The following is a 16,247-nucleotide window of genomic DNA, read 5'->3' as shown; positions in this document are numbered from 1 at the left end:
ATTAAGAATCCTGAATTGTGATAAAGCATTCTAATTCGTAAATATTATTTTACGGCTGCATAAAAACTTTGCATGATAATTTGCTGTACTTTTTCCCAATTTTTTTTATCGCCTTGCGGAAATTTCTGATTTACTTCCAGCTCAATTCCGCCGTATTTTTCATCCGGAAACAGCTTGCGCAAATGCGTAGTAAAGCCATCGGCTGTGCCGCGGTACGGATAATTAAAGCGGACTTTTAAACCCGTATCCAACTTCTCAAATTCCTGTTTCCAGCGGGCACAAAATTCCTTTTCTGTGTTCCGTTGTGGGTCGTAAAGCAGGCCAATATCGGCGTTTCGGATCTCTCCGTTCAGCTCCGGCGTAAACGAATGCACCGACAAATGCAAAACGCTATGTTTTTGGGAAATAAAAGTCTGAATGGCGTTTTCAACCTGCTTCCGGTACGGATGATAATGCGCTTCCAGAATGGCCTCCCGCTCTACTTCGGCCGTCTGGCGGGTAATGTCCGAGAACAAATTGGGGTGATGCAGCGACCGGTTTAACTCTACCAGCAGGCGGCTGGTTTCCGAGAAAAAGGAAGCATCAGCGCCCGCGGCCACCAGTTTTTTATAAAGTTCCAGTGCTCCAATATCCCAGCCGCGGTGCGTTTCCAGCAGTGGCTGGTGCGCCTGAAAATAAGGTCCGTATTTTTCCGGAATTTCGCGTCCGCCGTGCTCGCAGGTGATCAGGATCTTTTGCATTGCAATTAATTTTTGAAGTAGAAAAACCTCACCGGCTTTGAAACACCGGTGAGGTTTAAAGATTTTCCTTTATTCAAAACGCTATCCTTTTTAAGCTAAAAACTGCTTCCCGTTTTTCAGGCAATCGGTTAATTGCGCATACACGTTTTTAATATTTTCCGCCGAGGCATTTCCCTTTAAAGCTTTTACAATTCGGGCCGAAAGGGTATCGTTTTGGAGGATAAAAGTTAAAGCGGCTTTCGTGTTTTCATCAGTAATGGTGGAAACTAAAACGGAATCGTACAGGTGTTGCCATAATTCCGAAGCCGTGCAGCTTCCGGCTTTGTCATACCCGAATAACTGCAGATAACCGGCGTTTCTTATTTCAGCTTGTTGCCCGTGCTTTACCACGTTCCAGAAAATTTCGGCCAGGTCGTTTTCGTGCCACTTTTTCTGTTCCTCCAGCGAAGTCCATTTTTCAGCAACCAGTTTTTTCAGCGTCTCTACCACGGCGTTCAGAACGGCAATATCGGCCTGCGGGCATTCCTGTATATCGATGATCCGGATCTCGATCGCACCGCGGTCGAAACGCGCGATGGCGCCGCGGGAATTGAGGAACTGGTCGCGCAGAATTTCGTCTTCGTCGTAAGGCGCAATATCGGCATAGATTCTTTTAAAGATCTTCTGTTCGTATTCTGCCTTGCTGAAAACCCGTTCCGGAATAACTTTACCGGCAATGCTCGGGATCTGTTTCTGGTTGCTCTGGTACACTTCCAGGCGCGTATCGGCAAACCCCGAAACCCGGTTATCCAGAATAGGCGAAGATGCACTCAGAGCCGGAATAAGGGGTAGTAAAACCCGGATGGCGGCGTGCAGCTTACCGAATTCGTCGTCGTTGGCAAACGGCAGGTTCAGATGCGTGCTTTGCAAATTAGCCCAGCCGTGTCCGCGGCAATCGAAGATCTTATTATAAGCTTCGTAGATCTGGTTGTAATCGTGCGGCCACAAACACATTTCCCGGAACGGATCCATGAACGGGTGCGCACCGCTGCCCAGTAAACGGGCGTTATATTTTTCTAGCAGCTGATTGATGTGTGCTACCTGCACCTGGAATTTTCCGGATAAACCTTCCAGCGATACGGCGGGGCCGTTGGTTTTTAATTCGATCACGTGAAGCACCAGTTCATTGCTCCAGGCCATATCCCCGAGCTCCACATCCGAGTCGAATTGGCCGGCTACATCGTAGATCACTTTATCGGTAATGGGCAGAATTTCCAGCGTGTCGTTTTTCACGATCATGTATTCCATTTCCACGCCGTAGGCTTCAAATAAATGCAGCGGTTTACGAGGCTTGCTCATTGGGAATATTCTTTTGAATTTCGATCCTTCTTTTAATTGATTTCATGATGCTCAGGTAAAGATCTTTTTTCAATAACAGATCTTCGTACCCATGATCGATGCTAGGGTTATCGTTCACTTCAATTACGTAAGCCTGACCGTTTATTTCCTTCAGGTCTACGCCATACAAACCGTCACCGATCAGGTTGGCCGCTTTCAGGGCCGTATGCATCACGTGGAAAGGAACCTCCCCGATCGGAAAGGTCTCGGCGTTGCCGGAAACTTCACTTTTCTTGCCCTCCCAGTTATAGATCTGCCAATGGTCTTTGGCCATGTAATATTTGCAGGCGTAAAGCGGTTGCTTATCCAGAATTCCCACGCGCCAGTCAAAATCCGTAGGCATAAAAACCTGCCCGATCACCAGGTCCGAAAGCTCGAGCATGTGGTCGAGTTCTTTTTTCAGGCCCGCCTCGTCGGTTACTTTTACCACGCCCTGCGAAAAAGAACTGTCCGGCCTTTTGAGTACCACCGGCAAGCCGAGTTCGGTTATTACCTGGTCGCGGTTTTCTTTGTGAATGATCATGGTTTTGGGAATGGGTACCCGCGCTTTGGAAAGCAGTTCAGCTAAATAAACCTTGTTCGTGCAGCGCAGGATCGAAACCGGATCATCGATCACCACCAGCCCTTCGGCGTGCGCGCGGCGGGCAAAACGGTACGTATGGTGGTTTACCGAAGTGGTTTCGCGAATGAAAAGCGCATCGAATTCCGACAGGCGTTTGTAATCGTCTTTGGTGATGAGCTCACAGGAAAAGCCCAGGCTCTGGCCCGCTTCAATAAACTGCTGAATAGCTTTGCGGTTGCTGGGCGGATCACTTTCCAGCGGATTGGTTAAAATGGCCAGGTCGTAGCATTTCGTTTTTGGTTTGGCGCCCGTAAAACGGTGGCGCGCAAAATAGGCTTTCGCAAAATCTTTCAGGTAGCGGTGGTGGCTTTCGGGCACTTCGTTCAGCGGAATAGGCGAAATATTATGCAGGATCCATTCTTTATTAAAAACGAATTCGGCCCGCAGCAAAGGCGCCTGGAAAAGATCGTGCAATTGCTTGCTCAGTTTCTCGTATTTTTTGGCCACGTTCTGCCCGAAATAAATGCTGAGCGTAAAAACCCGGCTTTTAATATCGTGCAGACTTTTCTGGATCAGTTCGTCCAGTTCGTTGGTGATGCTCCGTACAATGGTCTGGCTTTTCAGATCTTGTATGGTGGTTACGTTCGGAATGGCGCGGTGGCCGCGGGCTTCGGCCAAAAGCGATACATAATAACCGGTACTCTGGTATTTATACGAACGGCAAAGGTTGAAAATGCGGGCGTTCTTAATTTCGGTGTATATGGGCTCGGTAAGGTATGCTTGCGCAGCTACTACTTCTACTTCGTCTATGTTAAAATCCCAGTCTTTAAGATTATTAACGATTACAATTTTGCGCATTTAAGAGGAATATGATTGGGTAAACGTTTCGGGTTCTAAAACTGAGTTGTTATCATCGCCAATAACTTTCGGCTCGATAATGAGCAGATTGGCATCGTAAGTAACCATGCCCAGCATAATGGAATTGATCAGGCGCGTGGTTTTTACCTGGTAATAGTTATTCCGGAAAAACGGGTTTTCCTGATAGGGATCGGCTACAATTACTTTGTCGCGTTCGGGCGTAAAGCCGCAAAGCACCACAAAATGGCCCAACGGTTCGCCCCGAACATCGTCGTAAATGGCCTCGTCGCGTTCGTTGGTCCGTTCGCGGGCGCAGTTGTATAAATACGTAGCGCTCAATCCGGTTAAAATGGGCTGGCCTTTCGAAAAATAACTATCCAGCAATTCGGCCGTCAGGTCATCACATTTGAGCTCACCGCCCAGTTTCAGAAATTCGATGTAAGCTTTGGAAGCCATCTGCAGTTTCGGATCGGGTTTGTAAAGCAGCTGTTCTTCCAGGTTCCGGATAATTTTATCGTTCGTAACCCGAAACCAGGTCGGGTCGAAAACGTGTAGGTTATAAGAATAGATTTTAGCTTTATAACCGCGTTTCAGGGCGTGGCAGGCCAGTAATACGGCCAGGGTGCCGCCTTCTTCCAGGAAAGAAACCTCATTTATCACATCGTCCAGCGAGATCTGATCCTGGTAATATTGATAAACGGCGTGCAAGCTGGTCGGCCCGCAGGTAGAATCGTCGGGTTGTGTCAGGATCTGAAGTTTGTTCAGCAGTTTTATATCGAGCACGGCAAACAGTATTCGTGAATTCGGAAATCAGTTTTTCCCCTTATACGGCTATTTTAAGGGAAGTCTGAAATTTAAACCAAAAAATCTTGCTTCCGGCCTTCAGGTAAATGGTGCTGAGGAGTTTAGGTTTGCGAAAATTGCACCGGATTGAGTTTCAGACGCCAAAACCATAGCGTTTTTCATGGGTGCTACTTTCCGTGCTTAGGTTTTCAATTCCATTATTCCGTCGTTCTTACCTGAAAAATTTCCGGCCAAAACGCTATGGTTTGGAAAGGAAAAACCCGGGGTTTTGTTTCGGCGGTGCGTAAACTTTATCTTTGTAGCGATCTAAAATTTATCTATCCAGCAATATGCAGTTCCGCTTCTTACTTTTTACCTTGCTTTGCCTACCGTTTTTTCCGGCTTCGGCGCAGCAGGTCTTTAAACTCAAAAACGGCGATCTGCTTTTCCAGGATCTGGATTGCGGCGACATGTGCGAGGCCATTGAAAGTGTAACGACCGGCTATAAAAATGCTGATTTTTCGCACGTAGGCATTGTAAAAATTCAGCCCAACGGCGAAGTGCTAGTGCTGGAAGCCATTGGCCCGGATGTGCATTATACGCCGCTCGAAAAATTCCTGAACCGCCAGCTCGATACCGATAAAAAACCCAAAGTTGCCGTTGGCCGCCTCCGCAAACCATATCAGAAACTGGTGCCAAAAGCTTTAACCGAAGGCGAAAAACTGCTTAAAAAACCTTACGACGATGTTTTCGCCCTGAACAACGATGCTTATTATTGCTCGGAGCTGGTGTACGAAATTTTCAAAAGCGCCAATAACCAGCAGGAAATTTTTCCGCTTTTCCCGATGACTTATGCCACGCCCGGCACCAATGAAATAATGCCGCTCTGGATAGCTTATTTTGAGAAACTGAACGCGCGCGTGCCGCAAAACGACCTTGGATTAAACCCTGGAGGCATTTCCTGTTCTAAGAAACTGAAAATGTATTTCCCTTATGGCCAACCGGCAAAAAGAAAAAAAGTGCTTAAATCCTAATTTTCACGGGTTTTGGCACACTTTTTTATAGCGTTTCGCTTCCTACTGAAATCATTTTCCTGCGTAAGCTGTTTTACCCGAACATACCTGATTTTTTTAAAATATGAAACTGAAACTTCTGCTTCTACTCACCTGTTTTCACTTTTTTACTTTTATGGCTCAGGCACAGGAACTAAACCTACCGCTGGCCAGCCCCAAAGCAATGGTTAGCCAAACCATCGGCCTTACTGAAATTAAAGTTAATTACTATACCCCCGGCGTTAAAAACCGTGAGATCTGGGGCAAACTCGTGCCTTATGGCAAGGTTTGGCGGACCGGCGCAAACGAGGCTACCATGGTAACCTTTTCTGACGATGTAGTGGTGCAGGGCGAAAAACTGGCCGCCGGCACGTATTCCCTGTTTACCATTCCGGAATCGCACGATAACTGGACCATCATTTTCAATAAAAGGCTGAATCAGTGGGGTGCTTTCGATTATAAAACCGAAGATGACGTTTTACGCGTTCCGGTACAAGCCATCCAAGACGACTTTCACGAAACGCTCTTCTTTTCTTTCACCGATATTAAAGCCAATTCCGGCACCCTGAACCTGAACTGGGAAAAGATCCGCATCCCGATCCATATAGAAGTAGAAGTTGATCAGAAAGCGCTGTCCAACATTAAAGCGGCCCTGGCCGAAGCAAAACCCAACGACTGGCGTTTGTACGCGCAGGCAGTTAATTACCTGCTGCAGAAAAACAAGGAGCCGGAGCTGGCCCTGCAATGGATCAACAAATCGATCTCCATCGACGATAACTATTACAATAACTGGCTGAAAGCGCAATTACTTGCCCAGCATAACGAATATCAGGAAGCAGTGAACCTGGTAAAAAAAGCCATTAAACTGGGCGAAAAAGAAGAAACCTTCAAACAATTCGCCCCTGACCTGGAACTAGCTTTGAAAGACTGGCGGATCCGAATGAATTAAGATTAAATAGCTGAATGGCTTAATGGTTAAATTGTTGAATGGCTGAATTGTTGAATTATGAATTTTAACCTGAGTTTTCAATTGTAGCTTCTTAACTCGCATAAAAAAACGCTATACTTTTCGGTCTGAAAAGTATAGCGTTTTTTTATGGTTTTATTTTAATGGATATGAAGTTATTGCTTCATAAAACCTAATTATTCCATGGTTAAGCCATTAAACCATTCAGCAGCCATTTAACCATTAAATTAAAACCTCGCAATAAAACGCAGGTTCACGGTTCTGGCGGAAAGATAATTGGGTACGGCATAATTCACGCCGTTAATATCTTCCACGAAGCTGTAGCCTACTAAATTATTGGCCGCAACCAGGTTCAGAATTTCCAGGCTTATCCAAAGGCTTTCGAAAGGACTATTTTTAGCAGAGGCATCACGTAAGGTAATAAGCTTCGAGAAACCAACATCCGGCCGCACGTAAGCTCTGCCGCGCAATACGCCCCTGCCACCCGGATTTCCCGGATAACTGAACGCCAATCCGCTGCCGAAAAGCATATTCAGGTACATTTTAATGGTGGGGTTGTTGGGTAAATGATCCTGGAAGAAAACACCCAGCGTAATGCGCTGATCGTTGGGGCGGCGTACGTAACCAATTTCCTCCTGCCCGGTCACGTTGCCTTCAGCATCCAGGATATTCCGTTTATCGCCTTCAATGTCTTCTTTGGTAGTAAGCACCCCCAGGCTGAACCAGGATTCTGCGCCTTTTATAAACTCCCCGTTCACCCGCACATCAAAACCGGCCGCGTAGGCTTTGGCGTTGTTGAGGGCATAATACCGCAGGCGCACATTCTCTACATCGTAAGGCACCACGTTCGTTAAATGCTTGTAGTAAGCCTCGGCGGTGAGTTTAAAGGCCCGGTTCCATTTCTGAAAACGGTATTCGGTGCCGGCAATAAAGTGGGCCGAACGCTGCGCTTTCAGGTTTTTGTTTAGTTCGCCCTGCGCATTGCGCAACTCCCGGTAAAAAGGTGGCTGGTAATACAACCCGGCAGCAAGTTTATAAGAAAGGTCCGGATTCCCGGCCGGCGTAAAAGCAAACTGAACGCGCGGCGTAATGGTAAATTCTTTATTGAAATTCCAGTAGCTGGCGCGCAGACCGTAGGTAAGCGTTTTCAGCGAATCGAGCTCGATGGTATGCTGAGCGTAAGCCTGGTACCGGTAAGATTGCAATCCAATATCCGTTTTCAGCAGGCTCCGGTTCACCACATAATCGGTAGAATCTATAAAATTGAATTCCGAAAGTTTGTCGTCAATTTGTTCGCGGCTCACTTTCAGGCCCCATTGCAGGGTGTTTTGGGCATTTAATCGGTAAATATTGCGGTTTTCAAGTGAAGCAATCAGTGCCCGTAAACTGTTCCGCGAATGATCGTAACGGCTGCCTACATCGCGGGAACGCACGCATTCATTAAACCCAGGCGAAGAAGGATCGGTGTTAACGTCGCAAAAACGGTAAAAAGCTTCGGTATCGCGGAATTCGCGTTCATCGGATCTTACGCCGGATAGAATTAGTTCAGAAGTCAGCCAATCGGTGAAACGGTGGGTTAAATTCAGGCCGGCCTGGTAGGTTTCGTACTGCATCTGCTCCCGGCCTTCGTATTCTACCCGCAACCGGACTACCCGGTTTACAGTACCAAAACTGGTTTCGGAAGAAGTAGGGCTAAGTTCGTAGCGGTTGCGGGCAAAAGCCGTTAGAATTCCCAGCGTAGTGCGGGCCGGCTTTTCGGGCGTTAAAACGCTATCTTTGGTGAAGTTAAAAGTAACGTAGCTCTGAAAATCGGAGAAAACGGGCTTGTAATCCCCGTTCACTTCCAGGCTGTGAAACAAGTAGCGGGCATCTTTGTGGCGGGCTCCGAACAGGTAATTGATCTTTTTATTTTTGGAAGCTGCTTCCAGGTGCGCCGCGCCGCCGGTTAAGCCACCGGTAACAGAGCCGGCAAATTTGGTGGGCTGTTTGTAGCGGATATTCAGCACCGAGGAAAGCTTATCGCCGTATTTGGGCTGCCAGCCGCCGGAAGAAAATTCCACGTTGCCCGCCATTTCCGGATTAATGAAACTCAAGCCTTCCTGCTGCCCGCTGGTAACTAAAAACGGCCGGTAAATTTCGATCCCGTTCACGTAAACCAGGTTCTCGTCATAGTTTCCGCCCCGCACCGAATAGGTAGAAGAGAGCTCGTTATTGGAAACGACACCCGGCAAAGCCACCAGCATCTTATTAAAATCGCCGAAAGCCGAAGGCAAGGTACTGCTCAGGCGAGGATCGAGTTTCATAATGCTGACCTCTTCGCGGGTATCGGTTTCGCTGCGGCCCCGCACCACTACTTTGTTCAGCATTTTAACGTCCGGCTGCATGTTCACCACAATGTTGCGGGTTTCGCCGGGCTGCAGTTTCAGCTTCAGTTCCTGGGTTTTAAACCCCACGTACTGAATTACAACTGTAAAGCTTTCTGCACCCGGAACGGTTAATTGAAACTGGCCCTGAGCATTGGTTTGGGTACCCGAAGAAGTGCCTTTTAAAGCAATTGCGGCTAATTCGAGCGCGCCGCCTTCGGCCGTTTTAACGGTGCCGGTTAAGGTTGCCTGCTGCGCCCAGGCCACTTGATTCAATAATAAAAAAAGTAAAACGGCCAGGGTCTTTCTCAGCATGCAGCTAACGTAAATACTAATACGCGATATTTTTCAGGTCGGCAATGGTCTTTTCCGGGTCGGCGGCGGTGAATACAAATGAACCGGCTACCAATACATCGGCACCGCTTTTCATCAGTTTCGGGGCATTTTCCTGGTTTACGCCGCCGTCAATCTCGATCAGGGCCTGCGAATTGTGCTTTACGATCAGTGCTTTCAGTTTTTCGATCTTGGCATAGGTATTCTCAATGAATTTCTGCCCCCCAAAACCCGGGTTAACGCTCATTAAGCAAACCAGGTCTATATCAGCAATAATATCTTCCAGCACGCTAACAGGCGTATGCGGATTTAAAGCAACACCTGCTTTGGCGCCCGTAAGTTTAATCTGCTGAATTACGCGGTGTAAATGCGGACAAGCTTCGTAATGCACGGTAATAATATCGGCGCCGGCTTTGCGGAAATCTTCGATGTAAAGCTGCGGCTCCACGATCATTAAGTGTACATCCAGTGGTTTCTGGGCGTGTTTTTTAATAGCAGCCTGCACCGGCAAACCAAAAGAAAGGTTTGGTACAAAACGGCCGTCCATAATGTCGATGTGAAACCAGTCGGCCTGGCTGCGGTTCAGCATTTCAGCTTCTGATTGCAGGTTGGCAAAATCGGAAGCTAAAACCGAGGGAGCAATAATTGGGGGCATAATATTTTTGTTAAAAACGCTATGAATTTCAGCGGCAAAAGTAAGGATAAATTAAAATTACGGCAATTTCATGAACTTGAGGGTTTCTACCTTATCAGACCAGGCTACCTGCACAATGTATAAACCGGCTTTCATGTGGGAAGGTAAGGTAAATTCCATCCGTTTGCCAATTTCACGCTGCAAGGTGTGCTGAACCACCAAACGGCCGGTACGGTCAAATATTTTAACGTCTACAGGTCCGGCATAAGGCAGATCTTCAAAACCAAGATTTATTAAAGTCGCATTGGTTGGGTTCGGGAAAAGGGTAAGCGTATTTACCAGCCCGAAATCTTTCGAAACCAGTTCCTGCGCTTTTGCAAAATTCGGTATGCCGTACCCTAAATTATTATCCGGATTATTGGCCTGCGTAGCTGAACGCTGCAGATACTGAATAACCTGCATGTTGGTAAGGTGCGGATTAGCCTGCCAGAAAGCGGTTGCCATTCCCGCCAGGATGGGGCCGGAAAAAGAAGTTCCGTTGCTTTTCCCTACATCTCCAAAAGAATTTACGACTGCAGCCTGCACACCCATAGCAGCCAGATTAGGCTTGATCCGGCCATCGGAAGCAGGGCCAAAAGAACTGAAACCCGCCTTATTGGTCATAGCATCTACCGCGCCAACGGTTAAAACTGAATCGCCGTCGGCGGGAGCGGTAATGTAAAGCCAGGGATCATTGCCTTCGTTACCCGCCGAAGAAACGACCAGCATACCGGTGCTTGCCGCAAAATCGGCTGCACGCGTTACGATCGTCGTATTGCCATTCATATCGGCATAGGTATAATTATAGCGGGAATCATCGAAAGTGCTGTAACCTAAGGAAGAATTGATCACGTCTACCCCGGCGCTGTCGGCAAATTCGGCGGCAATGAGCCAGTTCGCTTCTTCTATCGGGTATTCGCCGTTATCGTCTTCCGTTACAAACAAATAAACGTTAGCTTTATAAGCCGTACCAATGAATTTACCCGGATGATAAGCGGCAATATTAGATAGCGTAGAGGTGCCGTGGCCGCCGCGGGAATACACGTTCCTGTTATTGGTAACAAAATTATAAACGCCTTTTACCTGATTGTTCTGATACAGATGGGCAAAAGGCATGGTACGGTCTACGCCCGGAAAACCGTTATCGAAAACCCCCACCGTCATGCCTTCGCCGTGAAAACCGGCATCGTGCATTTGCGTGGCTCCAATCATTTCGGCCTGCGTAAAAGACTCACCGTATTGGGCCGGGTCAGCCGTTTTCCGCACGTTCGAAACAGGGATCAGTTCCTCGATTGGATCAGGTTCTTCGCCGCTTTTCCCGGGAATTTCCCGGTTCAGGGTCTGGCCGCTTTTTACGAATGGTAAAGTTAAAACCTGCATCAGCTTCGCAGAATCGCAGACAATTACCGCGCCGTTCAGCCATTTGCTTTTATAACGCACTTCCACGCCCAAAGCTTTTAAACTAGTTACATAGATCGGGTTTACAGGCAGGTCGCGTTGGTTTAAGGCTATTTTCTGCTTTTGGCGGCGTTTCAGCGCGGCCTGAGAAAGAAATTGTTCCGGTTTGGAAAAACTGTAAGGCGAATTGGCTTTGTCTTTAAAATAAACAAAATGCTTATCATGGTTCTGAGCCGAAGCCGAATGCAGCGAAATAAAAAAAAACGGTAGGAAAAATGCAGTAAAAAGTCTGTTCATAATTATTCCGTTTTCCCGTAAGATTCCAGCGTTTCAGTGCGGCGGTACCCGAAGAGAATATAATCCACACCCACATCGCAGATCTGGTTATCGTTGCAATATTGCAGCACTTCGTAATCTTTGTAGATCAGGCCCACATTTTCGGCATACACTTCGGTGCGCACATCTTTGTTAATTACCGAAACAAAATCGTTCACTTGTACCGTTGCCGTATTCGGAAAATTCTGCCCGTTTACCGCGTAAGGCTGGTTCACATTCACATAACGCGCATTGCCCGGTTCCAGTGTGTTGAATACATTCGGGTTCCAGGTTTTATTTTCGCTTACCGGAAAAACCATTTTCACCAAACTCAGGTTATCGGAAGTCCGGCGCAACTGGCTGCTCGAAACAGTTATTGTGATCACCGAATCGTCGCGCCACGAGTCATCCGGTTTGGTTCTTATCGAGCGGATCAATTTAAAAGTCGGTTCGCCGGCCAGGTTCGTAAATAAAGTATCTACCCGTTCGCGTAACTGAAAGGTGGTAGAATCGGAAACAGAATCCTGCTCGAAACGCACGTGCGTAACGTTGTAGATCCGGTAATCGCCGATGCTGAGCGGGTAATAGGCTTTACCCGTAACCGAGTCGTTAATTTCTTCCGTTTCGGTGCACCCGTAAAACAACCCCGCAACCAGCACCAGCAAATACCCGACTTTTTTCATAAAATTAGATAGCGTTTTTTCTTATTGAATGTGGTAACTCGTCTCGATCCAGCCACCGCCAATTACGTCGTTGCCTTCGTAAAATACCGCAGCCTGGCCCGGTGCAATGGCGTGCACGCCGCTCAGGAAATGCACTTTCATTTTATCGCCGAACTGTTCGATAATGGCTTCCGTTCCGGGATCGTTATAGCGCACTTTGGTAACGGTGGCGGTTGGCTTATCGAGTAAGTCCGCGTATTTTACCATGTTGAGCTTGCCGATGGTCGTTCCGTTTTTCGCCAGATCGTCGTAGTTGCCCAGTATTACGCGATTTGTCTCCTTTTCGATGCGTGTAACGAAGGCCGGGAAGCCCAAAGCAATGCCCAAACCTTTCCGCTGGCCCACGGTGTAGAACGGATAGCCTTCGTGTTTGCCTACCACTTTGCCGTCTTCCATCACAAATTCGCCGCCGGCAACTTGTTCAGCAAGCTCCGGCACCCGGCGTTTCAGGAAACCACGGTAATCGTTATCGGGAATAAAGCAGATCTCGTAGCTTTCCGGTTTCTGCACCAGTTCGTGGAAACCGCGCTCGGTAGCAAACGCCCGGATCTCGGACTTATGTAATTTACCCAGCGGGAAAATGGTGCGGGCTAAACTTTCCTGCGAAATTCCCCAAAGAGCGTAACTCTGATCTTTATTTTCGTCTAAGCCTTTGGAAATTACGTAACGACCGTTTTCTTCGCGCACGTTGGCGTAATGACCGGTAGCAATAAAATCGCAGCCTAATTTATCGGCGCGGCGCAAAAGCGAATCCCATTTAATGTGCGTGTTGCACAAAACGCAAGGGTTGGGCGTGCGGCCGGCTAAATATTCGTCGGTAAAATGGTTGATCACATAATCGCCGAATTCTTCGCGGATATCGATGATATAATGCGGGAAACCGAGTTGCACGGCAATGTTGCGCGCATCGTTTATGGAATCTAAACTGCAGCAGCCGGTTTCTTTTTTGCTGCCCCCTGAAGACGCGTAGTCCCAGGTTTTCATGGTCATACCCACCACTTCGTAACCCTGCTCATGCAACATTACGGCCGCCACGGAGCTGTCTATACCGCCGCTCATGGCTACTAATACTCTTCCTTTGGTACTCATTTAATCGAAATAAGGGTTAAAAGCCCTCTTTAAAATGGTTAATTTGCAAAGATACAACAAAGCCTTTTCAATATAGCAATTTTGCTCGGCCATACCTGGTAAATAACCAAACGAATTTACGGCACTTTAATTTCCATTTCCGGCTTATTTCATGTTAATACGCTATACTTTTAAGTGGAAAAAGTAGCGGAAGCAAAAAAAAGCTGCTTACTTTGAATATTCATTCAGCAACAATTAAAACCGTATCGAAATGGCCCTGAAAACTACCGTACTTGTAAATGGCATCAACAATTTAAGCGATGCCCGCTACTGCGCCGGCATGGGCGCCGACCTGATGGGGTTTAACCTGGACGCCAGCCACGCCGACCATATAACCGAAGCTGCTTTTAAGGAGATAACCGGTTGGGTTTCCGGCATTCAGCTGGTGGGCGAATTTGATGAAGCCAGCGTAACGGAAATAAACGAAAAAGCTTTCAACCTGAACCTGGATTTTATTCAGCTGAATAAAACCTACCTGATCGACGAGATCCGTAAGATCGAAAAACCGGTGATCCAGAAAGTTTTCATCAACAAAGATACCATCGAAACCGAACTGGTAGAAATGCTGGAACTCTATCATTCTGACGTAAATGGTTTCCTGATCTATTCCACCGATTTTACCACCATCGACGACACTAATTGCCGTTTGCTACGCGATATAGCGAATCGCTACAAAGTGATCATCGGTTTCGGGGTAGAAAAAAGTAACCTGGACTACATTCTGGAAGAAATAAACCCTTTCGGCATCGGCATGCAGGGTTCTGACGAAATTCGCCCTGGCCTGAAAACCTTCGATGAGCTGGAAGAAATTTTCGAAGCCTTGGAAGAGTAATTGCTTTGAAGATTTGAAAATGAATTAAAACTCACGGACTTTTGAATTTTGTGAGTTTTTTGCTTTAAAAGGATAGCGTTTTTTAGTTATACTTTTGTTTGCAGGTACCTTTTCTGCCGTTGTTGGTGTTTTCATCAACAATTTATTTCCGCTTTCACAAGGCATCCATTACTTTTCCCCCAAAAATCCCTACCCTTTTTCAGTCCTTCCACGCTCTTCTGCATCCCTTGCCATTTTCTTGGCCAATATGCTGGCTACCACCATTTGCAGCGTGTGGTAAAGCATAACGGGCAGCAGAATAATACCGGTATTTACCGAATTTACGAAAAGCACTTTGGCCATAACCGTACCGTGCACCAGCGATTTTTTAGAGCCGCAAAACATGGCCGTAATTTTATCTTCGCGGCTGAAATGCAGGGCTTTGGAGATCAGGTTCACAATAAAAAGCACCAGCAGAAAAAAAACCATCAGCCCGAGCCCCAGGAAGATCACGTTCCAGACCTTAAAGCCGGCAAACATGTTCTGAGAAAAAGATTCGCTGAAAGATGTGTAGACGATTACCAGGATAATGGTTTGGTCGAAGTAGCGCATTTGTTTGCGGTATTTCTCTGCTATTTTGCCTAGTTTCCGGTGCAGCAGAATCCCCAGAATTACCGGGATGATCACCTGAATAATGAGCTTTATAAAAACCTGGCTCAGGTCAAAACTTTCGGAAGCGGAATTGAGGAATAAGCCCATCCAGAGCGGCGTTATGAAAACCCCGACCATGCTGCTGATACTCGCATTGAAAATAGCCGCCGGAATATTGCCGCCCGCAATCGAAACCATAACCACCGCCGAAGAAACCGTGGATGGCAGCGTTGCCTGAAAGAAAATCCCGAGCCACAGCACTTCCGAATCGGGCGTTTCGAAAAGCGTTTTGCCCAGTAAAGCCAGCAGCGGGAAAAGCAAAAACGTAGTGAAATGAATCAACAAATGCAGTTTCCAGTTACTTAGGCCAGCTTTCAGCTTTTCAGGTTCCTGGCGCAACCCGTAGAAAAAGAAAATGAACGAAACCCCGTAATTAGCCAGTTCCGCCAGGGAAAAAGGCCCTTCCTGAATGCCCGGCTCCGGCCAGAAATTCGCCAGAATAATAACGAAAGCCAGGATCAAAATAAACGGATCAAGCCCGGCAAGGCCCGCCAGTTTCAGCATTTTCTGAAAAAACGTAATTTGTTTATCAACCGGATCGGGATCAATTCTGGTATTCGGGTTTTGCATCGGAGAATATCAATAAAAAGCTTTTACCGCTTTCAGACTTTTTCGGTTCAAAACCCTACCATTCTCAGACTTTTTCAGTTGAAAACGCTACCGTTTTGAAAGCAAAAAGTCCAGCCTAAACCGGACTTAGTAGTGATCAGTTATCAGGGATTAGTAGTTAATGAGCATTAATCATTAATCATTAATCATTAATCATTAATCATTAATCATTAATCATTAATCATTAATTCCTAAACCTCAAACTGCAAATACTTGATCGGAAGGCCTTCGCCTAAAAATTTACGTTCGTAGGTAGTCTGAATGCCAAGCGTATGATGCTGGAGGTCGGAATTATACAGATCGCGGGTAAAGATCAGGTTCTTTTCTTCGTTGCGTTGCAGCAATTCCAGCGTATAATCGAACAGCTCCAGATTATCGGTTTTGAAATGGATGATGCCGCCCGGTTTTACCATTTGCTTGTACATATTCATAAAGCGCGGTGAGGTTAACCGTTTCTTTTCTTCACCCAGGCGCGGACGCGGATCCGGAAACGTTACCCAAAGTTCGCTTACTTCGTTTTCGTCAAAATGCTCAGTAATTTCTTCAATGAACGTGCGCAGGAAACCAACATTAGTCAGCCCGTTTTCTTCCGCCAGCGAACTGCCTTTCCAGAGCCTTGCTCCTTTTATATCTACGCCTAAAAAATTCTTGTTCGGGAAAAGCTGCGCCATGCCAACCGTATAATCGCCTTTGCCACAGCCGATCTCCAAAATAATTTCGTGATTATTTCCGAAAAAATCTTCGGCCCAACGGCCCTTTAATTGCTTGAATTTTTCCTTTCCCGGCTCAACTACATTCTGGCGTTCGCCAATTACCTGAAATTTCTGAAGTTTGCTTCTTCCCAT

At 46.9% G+C, this 16,247-nt stretch carries 14 protein-coding genes; 3 read left to right on the top strand and 11 right to left on the bottom strand.

Going from position 1 to position 16,247, the window contains the following annotated elements:
• Positions 1 to 44 precede the first annotated feature (44 nt).
• From I5M27_RS07855 to I5M27_RS07840, 4 genes are all read right to left on the bottom strand, one after another.
• Positions 45 to 740, bottom strand: coding sequence for an N-formylglutamate amidohydrolase (locus I5M27_RS07855; RefSeq protein ID WP_200505647.1), 696 nt, complete (start codon positions 738 to 740; stop codon positions 45 to 47).
• Between the two features lie 90 nt (positions 741 to 830).
• Positions 831 to 2,078 (bottom strand): carboxylate-amine ligase, encoded by a 1,248-nt coding sequence (locus tag I5M27_RS07850; RefSeq protein ID WP_200505646.1) that lies wholly within the window; start codon positions 2,076 to 2,078, stop codon positions 831 to 833.
• A complete protein-coding gene (locus I5M27_RS07845; RefSeq protein ID WP_200505645.1) occupies positions 2,062 to 3,537 on the bottom strand; it encodes a RimK family protein in 1,476 nt (491 codons plus the stop codon). Before I5M27_RS07845 ends, I5M27_RS07850 begins: the two co-directional genes overlap by 17 nt.
• Positions 3,538 to 4,320 (bottom strand): peptidase-C39 like family protein, encoded by a 783-nt coding sequence (locus I5M27_RS07840; RefSeq protein WP_317193568.1) that lies wholly within the window; start codon positions 4,318 to 4,320, stop codon positions 3,538 to 3,540. It abuts the gene before it with no gap.
• A 350-nt stretch (positions 4,321 to 4,670) separates the two neighbouring features.
• Here I5M27_RS07840 and I5M27_RS07835 point away from each other — a divergent pair, with 350 nt between their 5' ends.
• Entirely contained in the window at positions 4,671 to 5,354 is a 684-nt protein-coding gene (locus tag I5M27_RS07835; RefSeq protein WP_200505644.1) for a YiiX/YebB-like N1pC/P60 family cysteine hydrolase, read from the top strand.
• A gap of 154 nt (positions 5,355 to 5,508) precedes the next feature.
• Positions 5,509 to 6,321 (top strand): DUF2911 domain-containing protein, encoded by an 813-nt coding sequence (locus I5M27_RS07830; protein ID WP_234462440.1) that lies wholly within the window; start codon positions 5,509 to 5,511, stop codon positions 6,319 to 6,321.
• 245 nt (positions 6,322 to 6,566) lie between these two features.
• Here the strand turns inward: I5M27_RS07830 and I5M27_RS07825 are convergent, their stop codons facing one another.
• Genes I5M27_RS07825 through mnmA form a run of 5 tightly spaced genes read right to left on the bottom strand, consistent with a single transcriptional unit; the run spans position 6,567 to position 13,232 of the window.
• A complete protein-coding gene (locus I5M27_RS07825; protein WP_200505642.1) occupies positions 6,567 to 9,017 on the bottom strand; it encodes a TonB-dependent receptor in 2,451 nt (816 codons plus the stop codon).
• A 16-nt stretch (positions 9,018 to 9,033) separates the two neighbouring features.
• Complete coding sequence (gene rpe / locus I5M27_RS07820; protein WP_200505641.1) at positions 9,034 to 9,690, bottom strand: ribulose-phosphate 3-epimerase; 657 nt, start codon at positions 9,688 to 9,690, stop codon at positions 9,034 to 9,036.
• Between the two features lie 57 nt (positions 9,691 to 9,747).
• Positions 9,748 to 11,403: a S8 family serine peptidase gene (locus I5M27_RS07815; RefSeq protein WP_200505640.1), complete on the bottom strand. Its 1,656-nt coding sequence runs from the start codon at positions 11,401 to 11,403 to the stop codon at positions 9,748 to 9,750.
• Between the two features lie 2 nt (positions 11,404 to 11,405).
• Positions 11,406 to 12,104 (bottom strand): hypothetical protein, encoded by a 699-nt coding sequence (locus I5M27_RS07810; protein ID WP_200505639.1) that lies wholly within the window; start codon positions 12,102 to 12,104, stop codon positions 11,406 to 11,408.
• Between the two features lie 21 nt (positions 12,105 to 12,125).
• Positions 12,126 to 13,232 carry a tRNA 2-thiouridine(34) synthase MnmA gene (gene mnmA / locus I5M27_RS07805; RefSeq protein WP_200505638.1) on the bottom strand — a complete coding sequence of 369 codons (1,107 nt, stop codon included), beginning with the start codon at positions 13,230 to 13,232 and terminating at the stop codon, positions 12,126 to 12,128.
• A gap of 250 nt (positions 13,233 to 13,482) precedes the next feature.
• Here mnmA and trpF point away from each other — a divergent pair, with 250 nt between their 5' ends.
• Positions 13,483 to 14,103: a phosphoribosylanthranilate isomerase gene (trpF, locus tag I5M27_RS07800; RefSeq protein ID WP_200505637.1), complete on the top strand. Its 621-nt coding sequence runs from the start codon at positions 13,483 to 13,485 to the stop codon at positions 14,101 to 14,103.
• A gap of 189 nt (positions 14,104 to 14,292) precedes the next feature.
• Here trpF and I5M27_RS07795 read toward each other — a convergent pair whose 3' ends face one another.
• Both I5M27_RS07795 and trmB read right to left on the bottom strand, forming a co-directional pair.
• Entirely contained in the window at positions 14,293 to 15,363 is a 1,071-nt protein-coding gene (locus I5M27_RS07795) for a bile acid:sodium symporter family protein (protein WP_394369080.1), read from the bottom strand.
• A gap of 230 nt (positions 15,364 to 15,593) precedes the next feature.
• Entirely contained in the window at positions 15,594 to 16,247 is a 654-nt protein-coding gene (trmB, locus tag I5M27_RS07790) for a tRNA (guanosine(46)-N7)-methyltransferase TrmB (protein WP_200505636.1), read from the bottom strand.

This window comes from Adhaeribacter terrigena, from assembly GCF_016623615.1.
Lineage (GTDB): Bacteria > Bacteroidota > Bacteroidia > Cytophagales > Hymenobacteraceae > Adhaeribacter_A > Adhaeribacter_A terrigena.
This window is presented reverse-complemented; position numbering and strand designations above follow the sequence as displayed.

Bases quoted from the DNA above. Each gene is read 5' to 3' on its own strand.
- I5M27_RS07855 (WP_200505647.1), bottom strand. From the start codon at position 740: ATGCAAAAGATCCTGATCACCTGCGAGCACGGCGGACGCGAAATTCCG.
- I5M27_RS07850 (WP_200505646.1), bottom strand. From the start codon at position 2,078: ATGAGCAAGCCTCGTAAACCGCTGCATTTATTTGAAGCCTACGGCGTG.
- I5M27_RS07845 (WP_200505645.1), bottom strand. From the start codon at position 3,537: ATGCGCAAAATTGTAATCGTTAATAATCTTAAAGACTGGGATTTTAAC.
- I5M27_RS07835 (WP_200505644.1), top strand. From the start codon at position 4,671: ATGCAGTTCCGCTTCTTACTTTTTACCTTGCTTTGCCTACCGTTTTTT.
- I5M27_RS07830 (WP_234462440.1), top strand. From the start codon at position 5,509: ATGGCTCAGGCACAGGAACTAAACCTACCGCTGGCCAGCCCCAAAGCA.
- I5M27_RS07825 (WP_200505642.1), bottom strand. From the start codon at position 9,017: ATGCTGAGAAAGACCCTGGCCGTTTTACTTTTTTTATTATTGAATCAA.
- rpe (WP_200505641.1), bottom strand. From the start codon at position 9,690: ATGCCCCCAATTATTGCTCCCTCGGTTTTAGCTTCCGATTTTGCCAAC.
- I5M27_RS07815 (WP_200505640.1), bottom strand. From the start codon at position 11,403: ATGAACAGACTTTTTACTGCATTTTTCCTACCGTTTTTTTTTATTTCG.
- I5M27_RS07810 (WP_200505639.1), bottom strand. From the start codon at position 12,104: ATGAAAAAAGTCGGGTATTTGCTGGTGCTGGTTGCGGGGTTGTTTTAC.
- mnmA (WP_200505638.1), bottom strand. From the start codon at position 13,232: ATGAGTACCAAAGGAAGAGTATTAGTAGCCATGAGCGGCGGTATAGAC.
- trpF (WP_200505637.1), top strand. From the start codon at position 13,483: ATGGCCCTGAAAACTACCGTACTTGTAAATGGCATCAACAATTTAAGC.
- I5M27_RS07795 (WP_394369080.1), bottom strand. From the start codon at position 15,363: ATGCAAAACCCGAATACCAGAATTGATCCCGATCCGGTTGATAAACAA.
- trmB (WP_200505636.1), bottom strand. From the start codon at position 16,247: ATGGGAAGAAGCAAACTTCAGAAATTTCAGGTAATTGGCGAACGCCAG.